This window comes from Streptomyces sp. NPDC041968 (assembly GCF_055589025.1).
Window position 1 is genome coordinate 63,961 of the sequence record NZ_JBVJCB010000011.1, and the last position, 24,345, is coordinate 88,305.

The 24,345-nt window shown below is 72.3% G+C and carries 18 protein-coding genes; 14 read left to right on the forward strand and 4 right to left on the reverse strand.

Going from position 1 to position 24,345, the window contains the following annotated elements:
* The first annotated feature begins 56 nt into the window (after positions 1–56).
* From ACZ6EG_RS25720 to ACZ6EG_RS25745, 6 genes are all read left to right on the forward strand, one after another.
* Complete coding sequence (locus ACZ6EG_RS25720) at positions 57–2,303, forward strand: MMPL family transporter (RefSeq protein ID WP_391971883.1); 2,247 nt, start codon at positions 57–59, stop codon at positions 2,301–2,303.
* Positions 2,281–2,865 (forward strand): GNAT family N-acetyltransferase, encoded by a 585-nt coding sequence (locus ACZ6EG_RS25725; protein WP_356610501.1) that lies wholly within the window; start codon positions 2,281–2,283, stop codon positions 2,863–2,865. Before ACZ6EG_RS25720 ends, ACZ6EG_RS25725 begins: the two co-directional genes overlap by 23 nt.
* A gap of 35 nt (positions 2,866–2,900) precedes the next feature.
* The gene (locus ACZ6EG_RS25730) at positions 2,901–3,515 is read left to right on the forward strand and encodes a hypothetical protein (RefSeq protein WP_391971882.1); all 615 of its coding nucleotides are present in this window, start codon (positions 2,901–2,903) and stop codon (positions 3,513–3,515) included.
* A 165-nt stretch (positions 3,516–3,680) separates the two neighbouring features.
* Positions 3,681–3,899 (forward strand): hypothetical protein, encoded by a 219-nt coding sequence (locus ACZ6EG_RS25735; protein WP_391971881.1) that lies wholly within the window; start codon positions 3,681–3,683, stop codon positions 3,897–3,899.
* A 104-nt stretch (positions 3,900–4,003) separates the two neighbouring features.
* Positions 4,004–7,117 (forward strand): helix-turn-helix transcriptional regulator, encoded by a 3,114-nt coding sequence (locus tag ACZ6EG_RS25740; RefSeq protein ID WP_469607956.1) that lies wholly within the window; start codon positions 4,004–4,006, stop codon positions 7,115–7,117.
* Between the two features lie 37 nt (positions 7,118–7,154).
* The gene (locus ACZ6EG_RS25745) at positions 7,155–7,355 is read left to right on the forward strand and encodes a DUF6191 domain-containing protein (RefSeq protein ID WP_356610504.1); all 201 of its coding nucleotides are present in this window, start codon (positions 7,155–7,157) and stop codon (positions 7,353–7,355) included.
* Between the two features lie 17 nt (positions 7,356–7,372).
* Here the strand turns inward: ACZ6EG_RS25745 and ACZ6EG_RS25750 are convergent, their stop codons facing one another.
* Positions 7,373–8,575, reverse strand: coding sequence for a PQQ-dependent sugar dehydrogenase (locus ACZ6EG_RS25750; RefSeq protein ID WP_469607961.1), 1,203 nt, complete (start codon positions 8,573–8,575; stop codon positions 7,373–7,375).
* Positions 8,576–8,650: 75 nt separating this feature from the next.
* Positions 8,651–9,649 carry an aldo/keto reductase gene (locus tag ACZ6EG_RS25755; protein ID WP_391971878.1) on the reverse strand — a complete coding sequence of 333 codons (999 nt, stop codon included), beginning with the start codon at positions 9,647–9,649 and terminating at the stop codon, positions 8,651–8,653.
* 75 nt (positions 9,650–9,724) lie between these two features.
* Between ACZ6EG_RS25755 and ACZ6EG_RS25760 the strand changes: the two genes are divergently transcribed.
* The 6 genes from ACZ6EG_RS25760 (at position 9,725) to serA (ending at position 19,722) form a co-directional block, all read left to right on the forward strand.
* Positions 9,725–10,666 carry a 2-hydroxyacid dehydrogenase gene (locus tag ACZ6EG_RS25760; protein ID WP_361013069.1) on the forward strand — a complete coding sequence of 314 codons (942 nt, stop codon included), beginning with the start codon at positions 9,725–9,727 and terminating at the stop codon, positions 10,664–10,666.
* A 388-nt stretch (positions 10,667–11,054) separates the two neighbouring features.
* Positions 11,055–14,102 (forward strand): putative bifunctional diguanylate cyclase/phosphodiesterase, encoded by a 3,048-nt coding sequence (locus ACZ6EG_RS25765; protein WP_469607964.1) that lies wholly within the window; start codon positions 11,055–11,057, stop codon positions 14,100–14,102.
* A 249-nt stretch (positions 14,103–14,351) separates the two neighbouring features.
* A complete protein-coding gene (locus ACZ6EG_RS25770) occupies positions 14,352–16,202 on the forward strand; it encodes an acetolactate synthase large subunit (RefSeq protein ID WP_391971876.1) in 1,851 nt (616 codons plus the stop codon).
* Positions 16,203–16,223: 21 nt separating this feature from the next.
* Complete coding sequence (gene ilvN / locus ACZ6EG_RS25775) at positions 16,224–16,748, forward strand: acetolactate synthase small subunit (RefSeq protein ID WP_053137484.1); 525 nt, start codon at positions 16,224–16,226, stop codon at positions 16,746–16,748.
* Positions 16,749–16,866: 118 nt separating this feature from the next.
* Positions 16,867–17,865, forward strand: coding sequence for a ketol-acid reductoisomerase (ilvC, locus tag ACZ6EG_RS25780; RefSeq protein WP_053137487.1), 999 nt, complete (start codon positions 16,867–16,869; stop codon positions 17,863–17,865).
* Positions 17,866–18,132: 267 nt separating this feature from the next.
* Positions 18,133–19,722: a phosphoglycerate dehydrogenase gene (gene serA / locus ACZ6EG_RS25785; RefSeq protein WP_469607969.1), complete on the forward strand. Its 1,590-nt coding sequence runs from the start codon at positions 18,133–18,135 to the stop codon at positions 19,720–19,722.
* A 59-nt stretch (positions 19,723–19,781) separates the two neighbouring features.
* Here serA and ACZ6EG_RS25790 read toward each other — a convergent pair whose 3' ends face one another.
* Positions 19,782–21,329 carry an MFS transporter gene (locus ACZ6EG_RS25790; protein ID WP_391971874.1) on the reverse strand — a complete coding sequence of 516 codons (1,548 nt, stop codon included), beginning with the start codon at positions 21,327–21,329 and terminating at the stop codon, positions 19,782–19,784.
* Between the two features lie 84 nt (positions 21,330–21,413).
* On the opposite strand from ACZ6EG_RS25790, the gene ACZ6EG_RS25795 reads away from it, so the two are divergent.
* A complete protein-coding gene (locus ACZ6EG_RS25795) occupies positions 21,414–22,004 on the forward strand; it encodes a TetR/AcrR family transcriptional regulator (protein WP_383645894.1) in 591 nt (196 codons plus the stop codon).
* Here ACZ6EG_RS25795 and ACZ6EG_RS25800 read toward each other — a convergent pair.
* A complete protein-coding gene (locus ACZ6EG_RS25800) occupies positions 21,985–23,211 on the reverse strand; it encodes a PucR family transcriptional regulator (protein WP_469607974.1) in 1,227 nt (408 codons plus the stop codon). The genes ACZ6EG_RS25795 and ACZ6EG_RS25800 overlap by 20 nt on opposite strands.
* Positions 23,212–23,375: 164 nt before the next feature.
* Between ACZ6EG_RS25800 and ACZ6EG_RS25805 the strand changes: the two genes are divergently transcribed.
* The gene (locus ACZ6EG_RS25805) at positions 23,376–24,302 is read left to right on the forward strand and encodes a proline dehydrogenase family protein (protein WP_391971872.1); all 927 of its coding nucleotides are present in this window, start codon (positions 23,376–23,378) and stop codon (positions 24,300–24,302) included.
* Positions 24,303–24,345 lie beyond the last annotated feature (43 nt).

Here is a 24,345-nt window from a genome sequence, read left to right on the forward strand (position 1 = left end):
CCATGAATGACTGTTCCCGGTCAAAGATCCATAATCAGACACCTGGGAGCACGTTCGTGGCAGCCCTTGCACGCTGGTGTGTCCGACGCCGCCTCGTCGCCGTCCTGCTCTGGCTCGTCGCCTTCCTCGGCGCCGCCACGGCCGCCGTGCTCACGGGTTCCGCGTACTCCAACGACTACGGGGTCCCCGGCACCGACTCCGACCGTGCCTCCCGGCTGCTCGCCTCCGGCTTCCCCGGCCTCGACGGCGAGAGGGACACGATCGTCTGGCACACGACGACCGGCACCGTGCGCGCCGCCGACGTCGAACAGACCATGAACCGCACCCTGGACCGCATCGCGGACCTGCCCTCGGTGGCCTCGGTCACCAACCCGTACGACGATCCCGACTCGCCCCTGATCAGCGAGGACGACGACACCGCGTACGCCTCCGTCACCTTCGCCGACGCCTCCCAGGACGTCGACGCGGCCGAGGCCCGGGCCGTGGTCGACGCCGCGCGGGCGGCGGGGACCGACGGCCTCCAGGTCGAAGTCGGCGGCGGCGCCGTCGCGCTCACCGAGGCGCCACAGGGCCACCTCGCCGAAGCCGTCGGAGTGGCCGTCGCGGCGGTCGTCCTCTTCCTCGCCTTCGGCTCCCTGGCCGCGTCCGTGCTGCCCATCGCGACCGCGCTGATCTCCGTCGGCACCGCCTACGCGGGGATCACCCTGCTCGGGCACGTCATGACCGTCGCCGACTTCGCGCCCATGCTGGGCACCCTCATCGGACTCGGCGTCGGCATCGACTACGCGCTGTTCATCGTCACCAGGCACCGGCGCGGACTGAAGCGGGGCCTGTCGGTGGCCGAGGCCGCCGAGAACGCCGTCGCGACCACGGGACGCGCGGTCGTCTTCGCGGGTGCCACCGTTTGCATCGCCCTGCTGGGCATGCTGATCCTGCGGCTCGGCTTCCTCAACGGCGTGGCCGTCGCCGCCTCGCTGACCGTCCTCCTCACCGTCGCGGCCTCCGTCACCCTGCTCCCGGCACTGCTGTCGTACATCGGCCCGCGCGCCCTCAACCGGCGCGAGCGGCGTCGCCTCGCCGAGCACGGGCCGCGGCCCGAGCCGCCGACCGGTTTCGCCGCGCGCTGGTCGGCGCTGGTCGAACGCCGGCCCAAGCTGCTCGGCGCCGTCGCCCTGGTGGTCATCACCGTCCTCGCACTGCCCACCCTCGACCTGCGCCTGGGCACCTCCGACCAGGGCAACGACCCCAAGGGCACCACCACGCGCCAGGCCTACGACCTCCTCGCCGAGGGCTTCGGGCCCGGTGTGAACGGTCCCCTCACGCTGGTCACCAAGGTCGGCGGGGCCGAGGACCGGCTCGCCCTGGACAACCTCGACGCCTCGCTGCGCGCCACCGAGGGTGTCTCCTCGGTGACACCCGTGGCGTACGACTCGGCCGGTGACACCGCGTTCCTCACCCTCGTACCCGAGTCGGCACCGCAGTCCCAGCGGACCAGCGACCTCGTCGAGCGGCTGCGTTCCGAGGTGCTGCCGCGGGCCGAGACCGGCACCGCGCTCGACGTGCACGTCGGCGGGGTGACGGCCGGCTACGACGACTTCGCCGGCGTCATCGTGGGCAAGCTTCCCCTCTTCGTCGGTGTCGTCGTGGGTCTCGGCTGCCTGCTGCTCCTGCTGGCCTTCCGCTCCGTGGGCATCCCGGTCAAGGCCGCCGTGATGAACGTCGCCGCCGTCGCCGCCTCCTTCGGCGTCGTCGTCGCGATCTTCCAGTGGGGCTGGGGCAGCGAGCTGCTCGGCCTCGGCAGCGCCGGCCCGATCGAACCCTTCCTGCCCGTCATCATGGTGTCGGTGCTCTTCGGGCTCTCCATGGACTACCAGGTCTTCCTGGTCAGCCGGATGTACGAGGAGTGGCTGGAGACCGGCGACAACCGCCGGGCCGTCCGGGTCGGCCTCGCCGAGACCGGCCGGGTGATCAACTCGGCCGCGGTCATCATGATCTCGGTGTTCCTCGCCTTCGTGCTCAGCGGCGACCGGGTGATCGCCATGTTCGGCATCGCGCTCGCCGCCGCCGTCGCCCTGGACGCCTTCGTCCTGCGCACGCTCCTGGTGCCCGCCCTGATGCACCTGCTGGGCAGCGCCAACTGGTGGCTGCCGCGCCGGGTGGACCGGTTCCTGCCGCGGATCAGCATCGAGCCGCCCGAGGCCCGCACCGCCCATGAGAGGCTGGCCGCGGCGACGGACGCCGAAGTGGCGGTCGTCCTTGCGGAGGAGGAACGGCAGCGGGATGTACGCGATACCACTGGGTGACGACGGAGCCGAACTGCGCCCCCTGGAGACCTGGCACGCCGAGGAGTTCCTGGCCCACCTGGAGCGGGGCCGGGAGTTCATCACGGAGCACATCCCCTTCGGGGCGACGGCCACCGACGTCGACTCCGCCCGGCAGATCCTCCAGTCCTACGCCGACCGGCACGCCGCCGACAGCGGCTTCCTGCACGGTCTGTGGCTGGACGGCAAGCTCGTCGGAGGGCTGCTGTACCGCGTCTTCGACGCCGCCACCGGCGTCTGCGAGATCGGCTGCTGGCTGGAGCCCGCCGGAACGGGCCGGGGCCTCGTGACCCGCGGAGCCCGGGTCCTGATCGACTGGGCCTTCGACGAGCGCGGCATGCACCGCGTCGAGTGGCACGCGTCCTCGGCCAACACCCCGAGTGTGAACGCCGCCCGGCGACTCGGCATGATGCGGGAGGGCGTGTTGCGCGAGAGCTTCCCCTACCGGGGTGCCCGCCAGGACACGGAGGTGTGGGCGGTGCTCGCGCCCGAGTGGCGTGCGGCACGTGAGGCACGCGCGCGTGCCGCTCACAAGGATCATTAAGGGACCTCTCAGACAGCGTCCGTACGGTGCGAGGCATGGGAACGAAGACAGTGGACGAGACCGGCGTGAAGACCGACAAGGACAAGACGGGCGAGGCCACGGAGTCTCCCGAGACCACCGGGCCCGAGACCGCGGCCGACGGCGACGCCGCCCGGAACGACACCGCGGACACCGCGGACACCGACGGAACCGGTGAGAGCACCGACGACGCGGACCTCGACGCCGCCGCCCCCGGTGCCGCGGTCGACCAGGGCGCCACCGGCGTCGGCCAGGGCGCGGGCGCCGTGGTCTCCGCGGGGCTCGGCATCGTGTCGCTGACGGGAAGCTGGGTCGGCACCGTCGCCTCCGCCCGCGAGTCGGTCTTCGGCCAGCTGGAGACGACCTCGTCCTCGAACGTCCAGACCATGCTGGAGAAGGGCTACGGCGAGGCCTGGCAGGCCACCGCGCTCTGGGGCGGTGTCTTCGCGCTGATCGCGCTGATCGTCGGCGTCGTGGTGCTGGTCCGGCCCGCGTTCGGCGTGCCCGGCAGGCCGCAGGCCGCGTGGATCAAGTCGGTCTCCTGGGCCGGCGTCGCGCTGGGCGTGATCGGCCTGATCCTGGCCGTGCTCAAGTACACCGACGTCATGCTGAGCGTGCCGTCCGTGGGTTGATCCCCCGTGGTCCCCGAGGGGTCTTAGGGCACCGGCGTGCGCGCACGCCGGTGCCCTAAGACCCCTCACGCACGTCTAAGGCCCCGCCTCCCGTCCGAAGATGCGGAACTTGCCCGATGTGGCGGACGCCCCTGGCAGACGAAGGTTGAGGCATCGCAGCAAGCGATGCGGACACCGACTTCCACCGAGGGGCACACCATGTTCGAGTACGAGATCCAGCAGGCCCGTTCCGCCGAACTGATCCGCCGCGCCGACGAGGCCCGGCTGGCCCGCCAGGCCGTCCGCGCCCGGCGCGCCGCCCGCCGGGCAGCCCGCCGCGACGCCGCCCCGGTGGAGAGCCATACGCCGCGGCTGCGCCGGCCCGGGTTCACCCGCGCCGCGTGAACGGGGGGACCGGGGAGGGCGGCCGCACGGCCGCCCTCCCCGCCGTCGTTCCGCCCCTCGCCCCCCTCCGGGAAAAGGCCGCCGCACTGTCGTACCCGCGTGCGATGCTCGGGTCCGTGGAGACCAGGTCCGTCAGTCCCGTGTTCGTCGGCCGCGCCGGCGAACTGGACACGTTGAACGACGCGCTCGCCCGCGCCCGCGGCGGGGCCGCCGCCGCGTCCGACGCCGGGGGAGAGCCGCAGGCGCTGCTGCTCGGCGGCGAGGCGGGGGTGGGCAAGACCCGACTCGTCGAGGAGTTCGCCACCGCCGCCCGCCGGCAGGGCGCCGTGGTCGCGCTGGGCGGTTGCGTCGAGATAGGAGCGGACGGACTCCCCTTCGCGCCCTTCTCCACCGCGCTGCGCGCCCTGCGCCGCGCACTGCCCGCTGAGCTGGCCGCGGCGGCGGCCGGGCAGGAGGAGGAGCTGGCCCGGCTGCTGCCCGAACTGGGCGAGAGCGCCCCGGGTACCGGTGGCGGCCGGCACGACGAGGAGAGCACGGCCCGCCTCTTCGAGCTCACCGCGCGGCTGCTGGAGCGCGTCGCCGCCCGGCACACCGTCGTCCTCGTCCTGGAGGACCTGCACTGGGCCGACGCCTCCACCCGCCACCTGATCGCCTACCTCGTCCGCACCCTGCGGACCGGCCGCCTCGTCGTCCTGGCCACCTACCGCTCCGACGACATCCACCGCCGGCACCCCCTGCGTCCCCTGCTCGCCGAACTCGACCGGCTGCGCACCGTCCGCCGCGTCGAACTCGGCCGCTTCACGCGGGAGGAGGTGGGGCGCCAGGTCGCCGGCATCCTCGACCGGGAACCCGACCCGCTCCAGGTCGACGAGATCTTCGACCGCTCCGACGGCAACGCCTTCTTCGTCGAGGAACTCGCCGTCGCCGCCCACGAGGGCTGCTGCGCCGGCCTGACCGACTCCCTGCGCGACCTGCTCCTGGTGCGGGTCGAAGCGCTCCCCGAGAGCGCGCAGCGGGTCGCCCGGATCGTCGCCGAGGGCGGCTCCACCGTGGAGTACCGGCTGCTCGCCGCCGTCGCCCGGTTCGCCGAGGACGACCTCATCGAGGCACTGCGCGCCGCCGTCAACGCCAACCTGCTGCTTCCGGCCCCCGACGGCGACGGCTACCGCTTCCGCCACTCCCTGGTCCGCGAGGCGGTCGCCGACGACCTGCTCCCCGGCGAACGCTCCCGCCTCAACCGCCGCTACGCCGAGGCCCTCGACGCCGACCCCACGCTGGTCCCCGCCGCCGAACGCGTGATGCGCCTGGCCAGCTACTGGTACCACGCCCACGACCCCGCCAAGGCCCTGCCCGCCGTACTGGACGCCTCCGTCGAGGCCCGCCGCCGGCACGCCTACGCCGAGCAACTGCGGCTGCTGGAGAGGGCGATGGAGCTGTGGGACTCCGCCCCCGACGCCGTACGCGCCACGCTGCGCCCCGTCGACTACACCGAGGTCTACCCTCCGTGCGGCTGCGACCCGGCCACCAAGCCGCTGCGCTACCTGGACCTGATGGCCGAGGCCGCGGTCGCCGGACGGCTGTGCGGGGAGCGCGAACGCGCCATGAAGATCGCCAAGCGGGCCCTGCGGCTGCTGGAGGACGAGCAGGACACGGGCGCCGGGGCGAGCACGAGCGGCCGCGATCCGCAGCGCGCCGCCTGGTTCTGGACGCAGCGTTCCCTGCTGGTCCAGGCGCAGGGCCGCGGCGACGGATGGCGGGAGCTCGGCATCGCCCAGGAGCTGGTCCGGGGCCTGCCGCCGTCCCAGGTGCACGCCGAGGTGCTGTCCATGGCCGCCAGCTGGTCGATGCTCCACGCCCCCGGCCCCGACGCCGTGACCGCCGCGGAGCGGGCCGTCGAGTACGCGCGCATGGTGGGTGCCGACGACATCGAGCTGAACGCCCGGCTCACCCTCGGCGGCCTGATGGTCGACGCGGGCCACGTCGACGCGGGGCTCGCGGAGATGTACCAGGTGAGAGATCTGGTCGTGGGGCAGGGCCGGGCCGCCGTGGTGGCTCGCAGCCACATCAACCTGCCCTCCGTCCTGGAGAGCATCGGCCGCTCCGGGGAGGCGCTCGGCATCCTGCGCGAGGGCATCGAACTGACCCGGCGGATGGGTCTGCTGGAGTCCGAGGCCTACGTGTGGGGCAATCTCGCCGAGACGCTCATCTCCCTGGGCCGCTGGGACGAGGCGGTCGAGGCCGCCGTGATCTCCGGGGCCCCGGGCCGCAGCGCCGCGCCGCGCGCCGGTGCCGCCCTCCGCCGGGCCGCCGTCGCACTCGCCCGGGGCGAGACGGCCGAGACCGCCCGGCAGCTCGCCGAGGCCCGCGCCGCCTACGGCACCCACGACACCATGCCGCAGTACCGTCTGCCGCTGGCCACCCTCACGCTCGGCCTCGCCGCCGTCGAGGGCCGCCTCCCCGACGCCCGGGCCGAGCTGGACCGGGCCCTGGGCGCCGGCTTCCCGCTCGGCACCCAGCGCTACGGCTGGCCCCTGCTGCTGTCCGCCGCCGAGGCCGAGGCCGACGCCCGTGGACTGCCTGCCGCCGAGGAGGGGCGCGGCGAGGTACTCGACCGCATCGCCCGGGCCGCCAAGTCACTCACCACCGGCGCCCCCACCTGGCTCGCCCACGACAAGTGGGTCCGCGCCGAACTCCGCCGTGCCGAGGGCCGGGACACCCCCGACGCGTGGGCGGAGGCGGTCACCGCCTTCGAACGACTGGAGCGGCCCTACGAGCTCGCCCGCGTCCGGCACCGGCTGGCCGCCGCCCTGCTGGACACCGGTGGCGAGGACGAGCGCTCCCGAGCCGTGGAACTGCTCCGCCTGGCCCGCGCCGTCGCCGAACACCTCGGGGCCCGCCCCCTCACCGACGCGGTCGGCCTGCTCGCCCAGCGCGCCCGCCTCACCCTCGGCCGCAGGACCGCCCCCGCGGCCCCCGCCGACCCGGCCGAGGCCCTCGGACTCACCAGCCGGGAGCGCGACGTCCTGCGCCTGGTCTCCGAGGGGCGCACCAACCGCCAGATAGCGGAGGAACTCTTCATCTCCCCGAAGACGGCCAGCGTCCACGTCTCCAACATCCTGGCCAAGCTCGGCGTCTCCGGGCGCGGCGAGGCGGCGGCGGTGGCCCACCGGCTGACGCTGTTCCCGGCGCAGCGGCTCACGTCCCGTTCCGCGCCGTGAGGTCTACGCTGGAGGGACGCCGACCGACGGAGGCTTGGTGTTCAACGCATTCGAGGAGCTGTTCTCCCCCGGCCGCAAGCACACCCGCGACGAGCAGAACCGGCTCGAACTGACCCGTGAGGACGTCGGCGACGGCGACCCCGGCCACGGGCCGATAGACCTCACCTCGGGCAAGGTCGTCGTCCACCCGCCGCGGCCCGCGGACACCGGAGGCGACGCCCAGGGCGACGAGGACTGAGCGGCGCGGCCCGCGGCCTACTGGACCTCCAGCTCCAGGATCCGGTCGTCGTCGCCCTTGGCGTCGCCCCGGCCGTCCGTGTTGCTGGTCACGAGCCACAACTTGCCGCCGCCCGCGGGCGCCACCGTGCGCAGCCGGCCGTACTCGCCGTCGAGGAAGGCCTGCGGGTCGGCCGCGGCCTCCGTGCCCTTGAGCGGCACGCGCCACAGCCGCTCACCGCGCAGCCCGGCCATCCAGGCGGACCCCTCGGCGTACGCGACACCGCTGGGCGAGGCCTCGTCGGTGCTCCACTGGGCGAGCGGGTCACGGAAGCCGGAGCCGCCGCCCTCACCCTCGGCCTCGGGCCAGCCGTAGTTGGCGCCCGGACTGATCGCGTTCAGCTCGTCCCAGGTGTCCTGGCCGAACTCGGCGGCGAAGAGCCGCTGCTTGTCGTCCCAGGCCAGCCCCTGCACGTTCCGGTGCCCGTACGAGTACACCGTGGAGTCGGGGAAGGGGTTGCCGGGCGCCGGTTCGCCGTCCGGCGTCATCCGCAGGATCTTGCCGCCCAGCGACTCCTTGTCCTGGGACAGGCCGGTGTCGCCGCTCTCGCCCGTGCCCGCGTAGAGCATCTTGTCGGGGCCGAAGGCGATCCGGCCGCCGTTGTGGATGACGCCCTTGGGGATGCCCCGGAAGACCGTGTCCGGCGCGCTCAGCTGGTCACCGGCCGGCTTCTCCTCGTCGTACCGCATGCGCACGATGCGGTTGTCCGAGGCCGAGGTGAAGTACGCGTAGACCATCCGGTCCGAGGCGTAGTCCGGGGAGAGGGCGATGCCGAGGAGGCCGCCCTCGCCGGACCCGGAGACCCCGGGCACCTCGCCCAGCTCGGTCTTCTCGCCCGTCTTCTCGTCCACCCGCGTGAGCGTGGCCTCGTCGCGGGAGGAGACCAGCAGTCCACCGCCCGGCAGCGGAGCCAGACCCCAGGGACTGCGCAGCCCCGTGGCGACCGTACGGGTCACCTTCACGGAGCCCTTCGCGGGCGGGGCCTCCTCGGTGGCCGAGCCCGAGGGCGAGGACCGCGCCGTCGTCCTGCTGGGCGAGGAAGCGCCCTCGGCGCCCGACGCCTCCCCGTCGTCGGAGGAGCAACCGGCCGCCAACAGCAGGGCGGCGGTGGCCAACGCGGTCGGCAAGGCTCGACGTGGCACGATCTTGTTCCCTTCGACGCGGCGGGTTCTCCCTGTCATACCCCCGACGCGCCCGCCGAGTTCCCGATCGGCGAAGTCCGAACCCGCCGGCCCGGCACCGCACGACCGTGCGCCTCACTCCCACGACCCCTGAGCCGCGGGCAGCCGGCCCACCTCCGCGAGATCCTGCTCGCTCAGCAGCAGCTCCGCGGCCCCCGCGTTCTCGGTCACCCAGTGATCACGCTTGGTCCCCGGCACCGGCACCACGTGCCGCCCCTGCGCCAGCACCCAGGCCAGCGCCACCTGCGCCGGCGTCACCCCGTCGCCGTGCCGGGCGGCGATCCGGCGCAGTCCGGCCACGATCGGCTGGTTGGCGGCCATCATCTCGGCGGTGAAACGGGGGTGCCGGGCCCGCAGGTCCTCCGGTTCGAAGCCCTGGCCGGGGGTGAGCGTGCCGGTCAGGAAGCCGTTGCCCAGCGGCATCGCGGCGAGGAAACCGACACCGCGCGAGACGCACCACGGCAGCAGCGTCCGCAGCGCCTCCGGCGACCACACCGACAGTTCGGCCTCGACCGCGCTCACCGGGAAGACCTGCTGCACCCGCTCCAGCTGCCGGACCGTCGCGTCGTGCAGCCGCGCCCCCGGGCGCCGGGCCGACCGCGCGCCGACCGCGCAGAGCCCGAGCGCCCGCACCTTGCCGGCCCGCACCAGCTCCGCCATGGCGCCCCAGGTCTCCTCGACGGGTATCTCGGGGTCGGCGCGGTGCAGTTGGTAGAGGTCGATGACGTCCGTCTGCAACCGGCGCAGCGAGGCGTCGCAGGCGCGCCGCACATATCCCGGGCGGCCGTTGGCCACGATGTGCTGGTCACCCACGAGCAGACCGACCTTGGTCGACACGAAGGCGTCGGACCGCCGCTCCTTCAGCACCCGCCCCAGCAGCAGCTCGTTGGTGAACGGGCCGTACATGTCCGCGGTGTCCAGCAGGGAGACGCCCAGGTCCAGGGCCCGGTGCACCGCCCTGATCGATTGGTCCCCCCGCTGCCGCGACGCGCTGTAGGCCCAGCTCATCGGCATGCACCCCAGTCCGACGGCCCCCACCGCGAGCGCCGTCGCGCCGATCGTCCTGCGCTCCACCTGGTCGTGACCCTCCCTCGTCAGGCCACCCAACCTAACCTCGGCCTTTCGCGCCCCTGACATAGCCTCCTGACCATGACTGCTGACGTGTGGCTGCCCATCCCGCCGGACGAGATCGAGGGCCTCCCCGAGGGCCCCGCCTACCGCTTCTGGAACGGCGAGGAGGCCTTCCCCGCCGACCCGGCCGACTGCGCCTACTACGTCGTCCCCTACATGAAGCCCAGCGGGATCGGCGTGCGTCCGCTGCCCGGGATGCGCTCCGTCCAGGTCGTCCAGACCCTCTCCGCCGGGATCGACCACGTGGAGCCCGGCCTGAAGCACCTGCCCGCGGGCGTGCGGCTGTGCAACGCGCGCGGAGTGCACGAGGCCAGCACCGCGGAACTCACCCTGACCCTGATACTGGCGTCGCTGCGGGGCGTGCCCGACTTCGTCCGGGCCCAGGACCGGGGCGAGTGGCTCGGCGGGTTCCGGCCCGCACTCGCCGACCGGAAGGTGCTCATCGTCGGCTACGGATCGATCGGCGCCGCGATCGAGGACCGGCTCGTGCCGTTCGAGGTCGCGCCGGTGGTGCGCGTCGCGCGCTCCGCCCGCACCACGGCGCGCGGCCCGGTGCACCCGCTCACCGAACTCCCGGCCCTCCTCCCGGACGCGGATGTCGTGATCCTCTCCACGCCGCTCACCGAGGCCACCCGGGGTCTGGCCGACGCGGACTTCCTGGCCCGGATGAAGGACGGAGCCCTGCTCGTCAACGTCGCCCGGGGCCCCGTCGTCGACACGAAGGCGTTGCTCACCGAACTGGAGAGCGGGCGGCTGACCGCCGCCCTCGACGTGACCGACCCCGAACCGCTGCCGCCGGGCCACCCCCTGTGGCAGGCTCCCGGCGTACTCGTCAGCCCGCACGCCGGAGGGCCGACCTCGGCGTTCCTGCCGCGCGCGAAGCGGCTGCTGGTGGACCAGTTGACCCGGTTCGTGAACCAGGAGCCGCTGCGCAACGTGATCCTGACGACAGGCGCCTGATCCGGTTCGGGTACCCTCCGCAACCTTTCGGGCGCGGTGGGTACCCGCATATTCCCTGGTCGTCACGGAGCGTAGAGAACCTATGTCCCTGAGTGACGATCCTGGTGTATCGTCCGACAGGGGATGCGCCGCGACCGTTCGGCGCCGGGGATGAACATCAACTGTGAGGGGGGCGACGGGCGATGCACGGCCTATGGACGAACGACCCGACGCGGCGGAGCCGCCGCCGGCGACCCTGGCGCACGACCACGACGGCGCCCAGACGCGGCCGCCCCGGCGGCCACGACGGTCAACGCGACCCTCACCCGCATCGGATGAGCCGCGGGAGCCAGGCCCGGCCGGTCCACCGCCCGCGCACCACGGAAGCGGCGCGGACCGGGGGGCCGAGGTGAGCCCGCCGCCGTCCCCCATGCCCACGCTGGACGGACGGCTGCGGACGCAGCCCCCGCCCGGCCTGCTGCCGCCCCGGCCGTCCGCCACCGTCGGCCGGCCGGCCCTCGTCCGCCAGCTCGTGCTGGCCCTGATCTGCGCGGCCTACGCCGTCGGGTCCGCGCTCGGCTGGGGTTCGGACTACGTCGCCAAGATCATGGGTGACTTCGGGCTGAGCGCCGCGGCGGGCGCCGCCGCCGTCTCCTGCTTCCTCTACGCGCGCGGGCGCCGCGTCCGCTTCCGGCCCGCGTGGCTGCTGTTCGCCCTCTCCTCGGCGATGGCGTCGCTGGGCAACCTGGTGTGGGGGTGGTACGAGGTCGTCCTGCGGCAGCCCGTCCCCAGCCCCAGCTACGCCGACCTGTTCTTCCTGTGCTTCGCGCCGCCCGCCATCGTGGGGCTGCTGGTGCTGGCCAAGCGGCCGGTGACCAAGGCCGGCTGGATCTGCCTGGGGCTGGACGCCTGGCTGATCGGCGGCTCCCTGCTGACGCTGGCGTGGAGCCTGGCGCTCGCCCAGGCGGCGAAGGCCGGGGGCGGTTCCAGCGTGGCGCACGGCGCGCTCTCGGTGGCGTACCCCCTGCTCGACATCGCCCTCGTCAGCATGGTGCTCGCCCTGCACTTCAGGCGGTCGCCGGTCGGCAGGTCGGCCATCAACACCGCCATCGGCGCGCTCGCGCTCACCGTGATGTGCGACGCCCTGTTCACCTCGCCGCTGATGCAGAGCAGCTACCGGTCCGGCCAGTTGCTCGACGCGGGCTGGTTCGCCGGGTCCCTGCTGCTCGCGTACGCCCCCTGGACCGCGTCCCGGCGCGGACGGACCGGGGGCGACGAGGGGTCCGGCGGCCACACCCGCGTGGTGCGCGAGCACGTGCCCGGCCAGCGCGACACCGGGCACCACTCCCGCTCCGCCGCGCACCAGCCGCCCGCGTCCCTACCCGGGCCGACGTCCCTGCCCTCGCCGTCCGCGGGGGAGCGCGGCCGCTATCCGACCGCCCGGCCCATCGCGGGCTCCCTGGCCGCGCTCACGCCGTACCTCGCCGCCGCGGTCTGCACCCTGGGCATCCTCTACAACGTGCTCAACGGGCGCAGCGTCGACCGCGTGGTGCTGCTGACCGGCGGCACCGTGGTGCTCGCGCTCGTCGTGCGCCAGGGCATCATGCTGCTCGACAACATCACCCTCACCCAGGAACTGGCCCAGAAGGAGAACCACTTCCGCTCCCTGGTGCAGGGCTCCAGCGACGTCATCATGATCGCCGCGCCCAACGGCATCCTCCGCTACGTCTCGCCGGCCGCCGCCGGGGTCTACGGGCGCCCCGCGGAAGAGCTGGTGGGTGGCGAACTGGCCGGGCTCATCCACCCGGAGGACCTCGGCTGCGTGGTGCACGAGGTGCGCCGCTTCCTGGCCGCCAACCCGGTCGAGGAACCCACCACGCGCATCGAGTGCCGCTTCCGCTCCGGCGACGGTGGCTGGCTCAACGTCGAGTCCACCGTCAACCGCCACCACGGCGGCCTCATCTTCAACAGCCGGGACGTCACGGAGAGAGTGCGCCTGCAGGCGCAGCTCCAGCACAACGCCGAACACGACCCGCTGACCGACCTGCCCAACCGCGCCCTGTTCACCCGGCGCGTCCAGCAGGCCCTGTCCGGCCGCCGCGCCTCGGACCGGGGCGCCGCCCTGCGCGGTACGGCGGTGCTCTTCATCGACCTCGACGGCTTCAAGGCCGTCAACGACACGATCGGGCACCAGGCCGGGGACGAGCTGCTCGTCCAGGCGGCCCGCAGACTCCACGAGGCCGTCCGCAAGGGGGACACCGCCTCCCGGCTCGGCGGCGACGAGTTCGCGGCCCTGATCGTCGGTGACGGCGCCCGGGACCGCACCGCACGCGAGGGCCACATCATGGAACTCGCCGACCGGCTGCGGCTCACCCTCTCGCAGCCCTATCTCATCGACGGCAACGATGTCCGTGTCAACGCCTCCATCGGGGTCGCCTTCGCCGAGCCGGGCCTCGGCGCGGGGGAGCTGCTGCGCAACGCCGACCTCGCGATGTACCGCGCCAAGGCGGGCGGCAAGGGGCGCGTCGAGCTGTACCGGCCGCAGATGCAGCAGGACGTCGTGCGCAAGGCCGAGCTGGCCACCCGCCTGCGGGCCGCGCTGCACGACGGCGAGTTCGCGCTGCTGCACCAGCCGGTGGTCTCCCTGACGGACGGCCGGATCTCCTCGGTCTGCGCCCAGGCACGCTGGCGCTCCTCGCAGGGGGTGCTGTTCACCCCCGCCGAGTTCCTGCGGGTGGCCGACGAGGGCGACAAGACGGCCGAACTGGACCGCTGGGTACTCCAGGAGGCCGTGGAGCAGGCCGCCGACCGCGCGGCAGCCGGCCTCCCGGTGGCGGTGGCCATACGTCTCGGCGCCCGCCGGTTGCTGGACCGCTCCCTGCCGTTCGGCTCCGTGGAGGCCCTGCTGACCCGGCACGGACTGCCTCCGGGCTCTCTTGTGATCGAGCTGTCGGACATTGATCCACGGGTCGGCATGGACGAGCTGGACCGCAGGCTGAACGCCCTGCGAAGGGTGGGGGTGCGCATCGCCCTGGACGGCTTCGGCAGCGGATACGCGGCGATCACCGCGCTCCGGCGCCTCCCCGTGGACATCCTCAAGCTCGACCGGAGCCTGGTCGAGGGCGTGGTCGAGTCGGCCCGGCTGCACAAGATCACCAGTGGTCTGCTGCGCATCGCCACCGACCTCGGACTGAAGTCCGTGGCCGACGGGGTGGACCTGCCCGAGCAGATCGTCGCGCTGCGCGCGATGGGTTGCACCCACGGGCAGGGCATGGCGTTCTCCGGGCCACTGGACGAGTACCGGCTGCGCAGGGCGCTCGGCACCGGCCACTACCCGGTACCGCACGGGCCGGCCGAGCCGGCCTTCGCGGGCGGGGTCACGGCGGGCCTGCCGGCCGTTCTGGGTGGTGGCACGACCCTCCGTTCACATGATGAGACTCCCGTCCCACCCACTTGACAGTGGGTGCGTGCCGGGGGGAGGGTCAGTGCCATGCGCACCCGAATTCTCGTACTTGGAAAGCGCGTCGGCTGAGCTGGTGATGTCCGGACCGACCCGGACTCCCAGCGACCCACACCCGGCGCGCTCCCCTCGCTTGCCTTATGGCACGAGGGGTTTTTTGTTGCACCAGTGCCGCCGGGCGGCAGTCACGCACCGCCCGAAACACCGCAGAACCCCAGCATCACCACCCTCAGCATCGAGAAGAGAATGCCGATGACCGAGCAGGCCACCGGGGCCCCTCACCCGCAGCCGCGGCCCCGTTCCGGAGGACAGTCCGCCCCCGAGCACGTCACGGGTGCGCAGTCCCTCATCCGCTCGCTCGAGGAGGTGGGCGCCGACACGGTATTCGGCATTCCCGGCGGTTGCATCCTCCCGGCGTACGACCCGCTGATGGACTCCACCAAGGTCCGCCACGTCCTGGTCCGGCACGAGCAGGGCGCCGGCCACGCGGCCGAGGGGTACGCCCAGGCCACCGGAAAGGTCGGCGTCTGCATGGCGACCTCAGGACCCGGCGCCACCAACCTGGTCACCCCGCTCGCCGACGCCCACATGGACTCGGTGCCGATGGTCGCCATCACCGGGCAGGTGGCCTCCTCGGCCATCGGCACGGACGCCTTCCAGGAGGCGGACATCGTCGGCATCAGCATGCCGATCACCAAGCACAACTTCCTGGTCACCAAGGCCGACGACATCCCCCGGGTGATCGCGCAGGCCTTCCACATCGCCTCCACCGGCCGCCCCGGCCCGGTCCTCGTCGACATCGCCAAGGACGCCCTCCAGGCGAAGACGACGTTTGCCTGGCCGCCGGTCATGGACCTGCCCGGCTACCGCCCGGTGACCAAGCCGCACGCCAAGCAGATCCGCGAGGCCGCCAAGCTGATCACCGCCGCGAAGCGGCCGGTCCTCTACGTCGGCGGCGGCGTCCTCAAGGCCCAAGCCACCGCCGAGCTGAAGGTCCTCGCCGAACTCACCGGCGCGCCCGTCACCACCACCCTGATGGCGCTCGGCGCGTTCCCCGACAGCCACCCGCTGCACGTGGGGATGCCGGGCATGCACGGTGCGGTCACCGCCGTCACCGCGCTGCAGAAGGCCGACCTGATCGTCGCCCTCGGCGCCCGCTTCGACGACCGCGTCACCGGCAAGCTGGACAGCTTCGCCCCGCACGCCAAGATCGTCCACGCCGACATCGACCCGGCCGAGATCGGCAAGAACCGCGCCGCCGACGTGCCGATCGTGGGCGACGCCCGCGAGGTCATCGCCGACCTGGTCCAGGCCGTGCAGAAGGAGCACGCCGAGGGCGTCCGGGGCGACTACAGCGCCTGGTGGAAGGACCTCAGCCGCTGGCGCGACACCTACCCCCTCGGCTACGACCAGCCCGAGGACGGTTCGCTCTCCCCGCAGCAGGTCATCGAGCGGATCGGGCAGCTGGCCCCCGAGAACACCGTCTTCACCGCGGGCGTCGGCCAGCACCAGATGTGGGCCGCGCACTTCATCCAGTACGACAAGCCCGCCACCTGGCTCAACTCCGGCGGCGCCGGGACCATGGGCTATGCCGTCCCCGCCGCCATGGGCGCCAAGGCCGGCGCACCCGGGCAGACCGTCTGGGCGATCGACGGCGACGGCTGCTTCCAGATGACCAATCAGGAGCTGGCCACCTGCGCCCTGAACAACATCCCGATCAAGGTCGCCATCATCAACAACGGCGCCCTCGGGATGGTCCGCCAGTGGCAGACCCTGTTCTACAACCAGCGCTACTCCAACACGGTCCTGCACTCCGGCCCCGAGGACGTCGACCCGGCGGCGCGCGGCACCCGCGTCCCCGACTTCGTGAAGCTGTCGGAGGCCATGGGGTGCTATGCCATCCGCTGCGAGGACCCCGCCGACCTCGACAAGGTCATCGAGGAGGCGAACTCCGTCAACGACCGTCCCGTCGTCGTCGACTTCATCGTCCACGAGGACGCGATGGTCTGGCCGATGGTCGCCGCCGGCACCTCCAACGACGAGATCCTGGCCGCCCGGGACGTCCGCCCCGACTTCGGCGACAACGAAGACGACTGAGAGCCGTAAAGGAAGCAGCCCATGTCCAAGCACACGCTCTCCGTCCTGGTGGAGAACAAGCCGGGCATCCTCGCCCGGATCGCCGCCCTCTTCTCCCGCCGCGGCTTCAACATCGACTCGCTCGCGGTGGGCGTCACCGAGCACCCCGACATCTCCCGCATCACCATCGTCGTGGGCGTGGAGGAGCTGCCGCTGGAGCAGGTCACCAAGCAGCTCAACAAGCTGGTCGAGGTGTTGAAGATCGTCGAGCTGGAGCCGGCCCACGCCGTCCAGCGTGAACTCGTCCTGGTGAAGGTGCGCTCCGACAACGAGACGCGCTCCCAGATCGTCGAGATCGTCCAGCTCTTCCGCGCCAAGACCGTCGACGTCTCCCCGGAGGCCGTCACCATCGAGGCCACCGGCAGCAGCGACAAGCTGTCCGCGATGCTCAGGATGCTGGAACCGTACGGCATCAAGGAGCTCGTCCAGTCCGGCACGATCGCCATCGGCCGCGGTGCCCGTTCGATCACGGACCGCTCGCTGCGCGCACTCGACCGGTCCGCATAACGACAAAAACGGGCGGCCGTGGACACCACCGGCCGCCCGCATGCCGAGACCCCGAAACTTCCCTTCCCCCCACCGGCATACGGTGGGACGCAACACCCGCACACAAGGAGAGAACCCAGTGGCCGAGCTGTTCTACGACGCCGACGCCGACCTGTCCATCATCCAGGGCCGCAAGGTCGCGGTCATCGGCTACGGCAGCCAGGGCCACGCCCACGCCCTGTCGCTGCGCGACTCCGGCGTCGACGTGCGCGTCGGTCTGCACGAGGGCTCCAAGTCCAAGGCCAAGGCCGAGGAGCAGGGCCTGCGCGTGGTGAGCCCGTCCGAGGCCGCCGCCGAGGCCGACGTCATCATGATCCTCGTCCCGGACCCGATTCAGGCCCAGGTCTACGAGGAGCACATCAAGGACAACCTGAAGGACGGCGACGCGCTGTTCTTCGGTCACGGCCTGAACATCCGCTTCGGCTTCATCAAGCCCCCGGCCGGCGTGGACGTCTGCATGGTCGCCCCCAAGGGCCCGGGCCACCTGGTGCGCCGGCAGTACGAGGAGGGCCGCGGCGTTCCCTGTATCGCGGCCGTCGAGCAGGACGCCTCCGGCAACGCCTTCGCGCTGGCCCTGTCGTACGCGAAGGGCATCGGCGGCACCCGCGCCGGCGTCATCAAGACGACCTTCACCGAGGAGACCGAGACCGACCTCTTCGGCGAGCAGGCCGTGCTGTGCGGCGGCACCGCCGCGCTGGTCAAGGCGGGCTTCGAGACGCTGACCGAGGCCGGTTACCAGCCGGAGATCGCCTACTTCGAGTGCCTGCACGAGCTGAAGCTGATCGTGGACCTCATGTACGAGGGCGGCCTGGAGAAGATGCGCTGGTCGATCTCCGAGACCGCCGAGTGGGGCGACTACGTCACCGGCCCGCGGATCATCACCGACGCCACCAAGGCCGAGATGAAGAAGGTCCTCGCCGAGATCCAGGACGGCACCTTCGCCAAGAACTGGATGGACGAGTACCACGGCGGTCTGAAGAAGTACAACGAGTACAAGCAGCAGGACTCCGAGCACCTGCTGGAGACCACCGGCAAGCAGCTGCGCAAGCTGATGAGCTGGGTCGACGAGGAGGCGTAAGCCGCCCGCCCGAAGGGGCCGGAGCATCCCGCTCCGGCCCCTTCGGCGAACCCGGGGTAACGTCGTGCACGACGGCGTTGTCCAACCCGTCCAGCCACGGACGGGTGATCCTTCCGAAGAGGCGCAGGACGACCCCCGTCACGCCACTAGACTGCTGCCCAACATACGCGTCAGGCCCACAGCGTCGTGCGTCTTCCACGCGGTAGCCAACCTCCACCGCCTGCGGCCGTCGGGACGGCCGTCCGCATTGGACTTGTGAGGACTCACGTGAGCTCGAAACCCGTCGTACTCATCGCTGAAGAGCTGTCGCCCGCGACCGTGGACGCGCTTGGCCCCGACTTCGAGATCCGCCAGTGCAACGGCGCGGACCGGGCCGAACTGCTTGCCGCCATCGCCGACGTGGACGCGATCCTGGTCCGCTCCGCGACCAAGGTCGACGCCGAGGCCATCGGCGCCGCGAAGAAGCTCAAGGTCGTCGCCCGCGCCGGTGTCGGTCTGGACAACGTGGACGTCTCCGCCGCCACCAAGGCCGGCGTGATGGTGGTCAACGCCCCGACCTCCAACATCGTGACCGCCGCCGAGCTGGCCTGCGGCCTCCTCGTCGCCACCGCCCGCAACATCCCGCAGGCCAACGCCGCGCTGAAGAACGGCGAGTGGAAGCGCAGCAAGTACACGGGTGTCGAGCTGGCCGAGAAGACCCTCGGTGTCGTGGGCCTGGGCCGCATCGGCGCCCTGGTCGCGCAGCGCATGTCGGCCTTCGGCATGAAGATCGTCGCCTACGACCCCTACGTGCAGCCCGCGCGGGCCGCGCAGATGGGCGTGAAGGTCCTGACGCTGGACGAGCTGCTCGAGGTCTCCGACTTCATCACCGTCCACCTCCCGAAGACCCCCGAGACCCTCGGCCTGATCGGCGACGAGGCGCTGCGCAAGGTCAAGCCGAGCGTCCGCATCGTCAACGCCGCGCGCGGCGGCATCGTCGACGAGGAGGCGCTGTACTCGGCGCTCAAGGAGGGCCGCGTCGCCGGCGCCGGCCTCGACGTGTACGCCAAGGAGCCCTGCACCGACTCGCCGCTCTTCGAGTTCGACCAGGTCGTCGCCACCCCGCACCTCGGCGCCTCCACCGACGAGGCCCAGGAGAAGGCCGGCATCGCCGTCGCCAAGTCGGTCCGCCTCGCCCTCGCCGGCGAGCTGGTCCCCGACGCGGTGAACGTCCAGGGCGGCGTCATCGCCGAGGACGTCAAGCCCGGCCTGCCGCTCGCCGAGCGCCTCGGCCGCATCTTCACCGCGCTCGCCGGCGAGGTCGCCGTCCGCCTCGACGTCGAGGTCTACGGCGAGATCACCCAGCACGACGTCAAGGTGCTGGAGCTCTCCGCCCTCAAGGGTGTCTTCGAGGACGTCGTCGACGAGACCGTCTCCTACGTCAACGCCCCGCTCTTCGCGCAGGAGCGCGGTGTCGAGGTCCGGTTGACCACCAGCTCGGAGTCCCCGGAGCACCGCAACGTCGTCACGGTCCGCGGCACCCTCTCGGACGGCGAGGAGGTGTCGGTCTCCGGCACGCTGGCCGGCCCGAAACACCTCCAGAAGATCGTCGCCGTCGGCGAGTACGACGTGGACCTCGCCCTCGCCGACCACATGCTGGTCCTGCGCTACGAGGACCGTCCCGGCGTCGTCGGCACCGTGGGCCGCGTGATCGGCGAGGCCGGTATCAACATCGCCGGCATGCAGGTCGCCCGCGCCACGGTGGGCGGCGAGGCGCTGGCCGTCCTGACCGTCGACGACACGGTGCCCACCGGGGTGCTCGCCGAGGTAGCGGCGGAGATCGGGGCGACGTCGGCCCGGTCGGTGAACCTGGTCTGAGGGACCGTGCCCGGGGGCTGACGCCCCCGGACCCCCGTTCGCCCCGAACGGGCTCGTCCTCACACGCCGGACGGGCTGAGTGACTCAGCCTGTCCGGCGTTCTCCGTTGCCGCTTCCGGGCGCACCCGGATGTGCCGCAGGCCCATCGCGGCCAGTCCCGCCGCCACCAGGAGCAGCAGCCCCGCCGCGAGCGCGGCGCCGCGCATCCCGTCGGTGAACGCCTCGCGCGCCGCCGCCGCCAGGGCGTCTCCCGCGCGCCCCGGCGTCTCGGCCGCGACGGCCAGGGCGCCGCCCAGGGTCTCCCGCGCCGGAGCGGGGGCGTCGGCCGGCATGCCGTGGCGGTACAGGGCCGTACCGATGGAGCCGAGGGCCGCCATGCCCAGGGCGCCGCCGAACTCGGTGCCGGTCTCCAGCAGCGAGGACGCGGACCCGGCCTTCTCGACCGGGGCCGAACTCAGGGCCAGATCGGTGAGCTGGGACATCACGATGACGATGCCGGCCGCCAGGACCCCGCACGCCGCCAGCACCAGCCACAGCGAGTCCGTGCCGGCCAGGGCCAGCAGGCCGTAACCGGCCGCCGCGACGAGGAAGCCGGACGTCACCACGTACGCGCGCTCGACGCCCCGCTGGACCAGGTGTGCGGCGACGGGCGCGGCGGCGCCGATGAGGACCGACGGCAGCAGGCTCCACAGCGCGGCCTCCAGCGAACTCTTGCCGAGGACCGACTGGAGGTACTGGGTGGTGAAGAACGCCGAGCCCATCATGCCGAGGGCCGACACGGTGTTGAGGACGAGCGCCGGGGTGAAGCCGTGCCCGCGGAAGAGGGCCGGGGAGATCATCGGCGAGGCCGAGGTGCGCTGTCGCTGCACGAACAGCGCCGCGAACAGCAGGCCGACGGTGATGGAGACGACGTAGCGGACGTTCCAGCCCTCGGCGGCCAGTTCCTTCAGGCCGTAGATCACGGGCAGGACCGCGGCCAGCGACAGGGGGACGCTCAGCAGGTCGAAGCGGCCGGGGGAGGGGTTCTTCGACTCGGGGAGCAGCACCGGTCCGAGGATCAGGAGCAGGGCCATCGCGGGCAGGTTGACCAGGAAGACCGAGCCCCACCAGAAGTGCTCGACGAGCACGCCGCTCATCACCGAGCCGAGGGCGATCCCGGCCGTCATCACCCCGGACCACAGGCCGATCGCCCTGGCCCGCTGGGTGGGGTCGGTGAACATCGTGCGGACCAGCGCCATCGTGGTCGGCATCAGCGTGGCGCCGCCGATGCCGAGGACCGCGCGGGCCGCGATCAGGGTCTCGGCGGTGTGCGCGTAGGCCGCGAGGAGTGAGGCGGCGCCGAAGGCCGCCGCACCGATGAGCAGCAGCCTGCGGCGGCCGACGCGGTCGCCCAGTGAGCCCATGGTCATCAGCAGGCCGGCCAGGACGAAGCCGTAGATGTCGAAGATCCACAGCTGTTGGGTGCCGCTCGGCTCCAGGTCGGCGCTGATCTGCGGGATCGCGAAGTAGAGGACGGAGACGTCCATCGAGACCAGGAGGAGCGGAAGCATCAGGACGGTCAGCGCGGTCCATTCGCGGCGGCCGGCGCGGGGCGGGGTCGGTGTCATGACGGCGACTGTACGAGCGTCTTATACGGCTGTCTAGTACGACTGTGTAGGACGCTCGTATGGATCGGCGGGTAAGGTGACGCCATGGGACACCGCGAGGATCTGCTGGAAGGCGCCAAGCGCTGCCTGCTGGAGAAGGGCTTCGCCCGCACGACCGCGCGGGACGTCGTCAAGGAGTCGGGGACCAACCTGGCGTCCATCGGCTACCACTACGGCTCGAAGGACGCGCTGCTCGCCCAGGCCTACGTCTCGCTGGTCGAGGGGATGGGCGACGCCTTCGAGGGGGACCGGGCCGCGCTGGACCGGACCGCGCCCGGCTCGACGGAGCGGTTCCAGATGGTGTGGACCAACATCATCCGGACCATGCGGGGCCCGGGGTCGATCTGGCACCTCAGCATGGAGATCCTGGTCATGGGCGACCGGATGCCCGAGGTGCGCGACCATCTGGCGCGGGCCCAGCGGGAGGCCGGACGCGGCCTCGTCCCTTCACTCATGGGAGGACGGGAGGAGGACGTCTCCGACGAGGTGGCCGACACCCTCGGGGCGTTCTACGTGACCCTGATGACGGGGCTCATCGCGCAGTGGACCTTCGATCCGCGGTCCGCCCCCGAGGCGGAGCAGCTCACCGAGGGTCTGCGCCGGGTGATCGAGGCCGCTACAGGCGGTACGCCTTGAGCGCCATGTGCAGCAGCAGCCGGTCCTCCCCGTCGTCCAGGTCCAGGCCTGTGAGCTGCTCCACGCGGGACAGGCGGTAGTACAGGGTCTGGCGGTGGATGCCCAGCTCGGCGGCGGTGCGGCCGGCCTGCCCCGCGCAGTCGAGGTAGACCTCGGCGGTGCGGGCCAGTTCGCCGTGGGCGGGGGCCAGCAGCACCCGTACGGCGGGGTCCTGCGCGGCGTGCTCGGGCAGTGCGGTCAGCAGGCGGAACGCGCCGATGGAGGTCCACTCGGCGACCGGCGCGAACCGGCCCTCGGCGCGTGCCGCCCGGGCCGCGGCCGACGCCTCGCGCCAGGCGGCGCCCAGTTCGGCCAGCCCGGTGCGCGGCGCGGAGACCCCCGCGGCAGCCGCCGCGGCGCCGGTCGCGCCCGCGCCCCGCGCCCGCTCCAGCAGGCGGCCCGCCGCCGAGGTCGCCGGGGTCGGCACGTCCACCGAGCGCAGCCGGACCAGCAGTGCCAGCGACTGGCCCGACGCCCCCCACGGCATCGTGCACAGTGCCGTCGCCCCCGGCACCGTGCGGACGGAGGGCGCGTCGTCGGGATCGGCCGAGGGCCAGGGGGCCACGCACACCACCGCGTGCGGAGGGTGTGCGCGCTCGCCCAGAGCGGTGCGCAGCTCGGCCACGGCCATGTCCCGCTGCCAGTCGCGCTCGGCGGTCAGCACCGCCCGCAGCTCGCGGCTCAGGTCCGCGCCGTGCTGCGCCTCGTCCGCGAGCAGCGCGCCGATCCGGGTGGTGACCGCCATGGCGGCCGCCAGCTGTGTCGAGGTCGGGCCCGGTTCGGTGTCCAGGAGCCAGACATAGCCGAGGACGACGCCCCGATGGCGCACCGGGAGGCAGGTGCGCCCCCGGTTGACTCCCGCCTCCGGCGTCGGCGGGATGTGGACCGGCCCGGTCGCGCGGGTGATGCCGAAGCCCTCGAACCAGGCCCGGACGGCCGCGGTGGAGCGCCGGGTCAGGATCGAGCGGGTGCGCACCGGGTCCAGGGCGGACGGATCGAGGTCGCCCTCGCTGTCGTACGCGCCGAAGGCGATCAGTTCGAAGTCGCGGTTCTCCAGGGTCGCCGGCGCGCCCAGCAGCTCGGAGATCTCGTCGACCAGCTCCTGGTAGTCACCACTGGTACCTCCCGAACCTCTGGAATCCGACGTCACCCGGGCATTCTGCCGCATTTGCGCGCGCCCTTCATACATCTGTCTGAGATCGGTGGCACGGATGCGTGACAGCTGTCGATGGCCGACGATCGGGGGGATCCTTAGATTTCACGGTGGTTCTCCGTGCCGTTCCCCGTTCGTCGGGCAGCGGCCTCGTGTTGGTTGGTAAGTGGAGGTGCCCCGTGCTGGGTCCCGTGATTCTCGCCGCGTCGCGCAGCGACCGGATGCGTCGTCTGGTCTCGGCCGCTCCGGTGACCAAGCCGGTCGTCGACCGGTTCATCCCCGGCGAGACGGTCGACGAGATCGTGCCGATCGTCCGGGACCTCACTGACCAGGGCCTGGAACTGACGATGGACGTCGTCGGCGAGGACATCACCACCCCCGCACAGGCCGAGGCCGCCCGCGACGCCTACCTGGAGCTGATCGACCGGCTGAAGCCGCTGGAGCTGGGCACCCGCGCCGAGATGTCGGTGAAGCTGTCGATGTTCGGCCAGGCGCTGGACGGCGGGCACGAGCTGGCCCTGGAGAACGTCCGCCCCGTGGTCGAGGCCGCCGCCGAGATCGGCACCACGGTCACCCTCGACGCCGAGGACCACACCACCCTCGACTCGATGTTCGCGATCCACGACGAGCTGCGGAAGGACTTCCCGCAGACCGGCTGCGTCATCCAGGCCTACCTCTTCCGCACCGAGGCCGACGCGCGTCGGCTCGCCGACAGCGGCTCTCGCGTACGGTTGGTGAAGGGCGCCTACAAGGAGCCCGCCGAAGTCGCCTACCAACAGCGCCACGAGATCGACAAGGCGTACGTGCGCATCCTGCGAACCCTGATGGAGGGCGCGGGCTACCCGATGATCGGGTCCCACGACCCGCGCCTGATCTCCATCGCCCAGGAGCTGGCCCGTACCGCCGGGCGCAAGCTCGACGAGTACGAGTTCCAGATGCTCTACGGCATCCGCGGTGACGAGCACCTGCGACTCGCCGCCGAGGGGCACCGCATGCGCGTGTACACCGCCTACGGCACCGACTGGTACGGCTACTTCATGCGCCGTCTGGCGGAGAAGCCGGCCAACCTCCGGTTCTTCGCCCGCTCGATGGTCACCAAGGGCTGAGCCCGCACCCGCTCGCACAACCCGCTGAAGTCAAGGAGTTACG

What these genes read in the sequence shown, in the direction of transcription:
- ACZ6EG_RS25725 (WP_356610501.1), top strand. Translation starts at nt 2,281, where the DNA reads ATGTACGCGATACCACTGGGTGACGACGGAGCCGAACTGCGCCCCCTG.
- ACZ6EG_RS25730 (WP_391971882.1), top strand. Translation starts at nt 2,901, where the DNA reads ATGGGAACGAAGACAGTGGACGAGACCGGCGTGAAGACCGACAAGGAC.
- ACZ6EG_RS25735 (WP_391971881.1), top strand. Translation starts at nt 3,681, where the DNA reads ATGCGGACACCGACTTCCACCGAGGGGCACACCATGTTCGAGTACGAG.
- ACZ6EG_RS25740 (WP_469607956.1), top strand. Translation starts at nt 4,004, where the DNA reads ATGCTCGGGTCCGTGGAGACCAGGTCCGTCAGTCCCGTGTTCGTCGGC.
- ACZ6EG_RS25750 (WP_469607961.1), bottom strand. Translation starts at nt 8,575, where the DNA reads ATGACAGGGAGAACCCGCCGCGTCGAAGGGAACAAGATCGTGCCACGT.
- ACZ6EG_RS25760 (WP_361013069.1), top strand. Translation starts at nt 9,725, where the DNA reads ATGACTGCTGACGTGTGGCTGCCCATCCCGCCGGACGAGATCGAGGGC.
- ACZ6EG_RS25770 (WP_391971876.1), top strand. Translation starts at nt 14,352, where the DNA reads ATGCCGATGACCGAGCAGGCCACCGGGGCCCCTCACCCGCAGCCGCGG.
- ilvN (WP_053137484.1), top strand. Translation starts at nt 16,224, where the DNA reads ATGTCCAAGCACACGCTCTCCGTCCTGGTGGAGAACAAGCCGGGCATC.
- ACZ6EG_RS25790 (WP_391971874.1), bottom strand. Translation starts at nt 21,329, where the DNA reads ATGACACCGACCCCGCCCCGCGCCGGCCGCCGCGAATGGACCGCGCTG.
- ACZ6EG_RS25795 (WP_383645894.1), top strand. Translation starts at nt 21,414, where the DNA reads ATGGGACACCGCGAGGATCTGCTGGAAGGCGCCAAGCGCTGCCTGCTG.
- ACZ6EG_RS25800 (WP_469607974.1), bottom strand. Translation starts at nt 23,211, where the DNA reads ATGCGGCAGAATGCCCGGGTGACGTCGGATTCCAGAGGTTCGGGAGGT.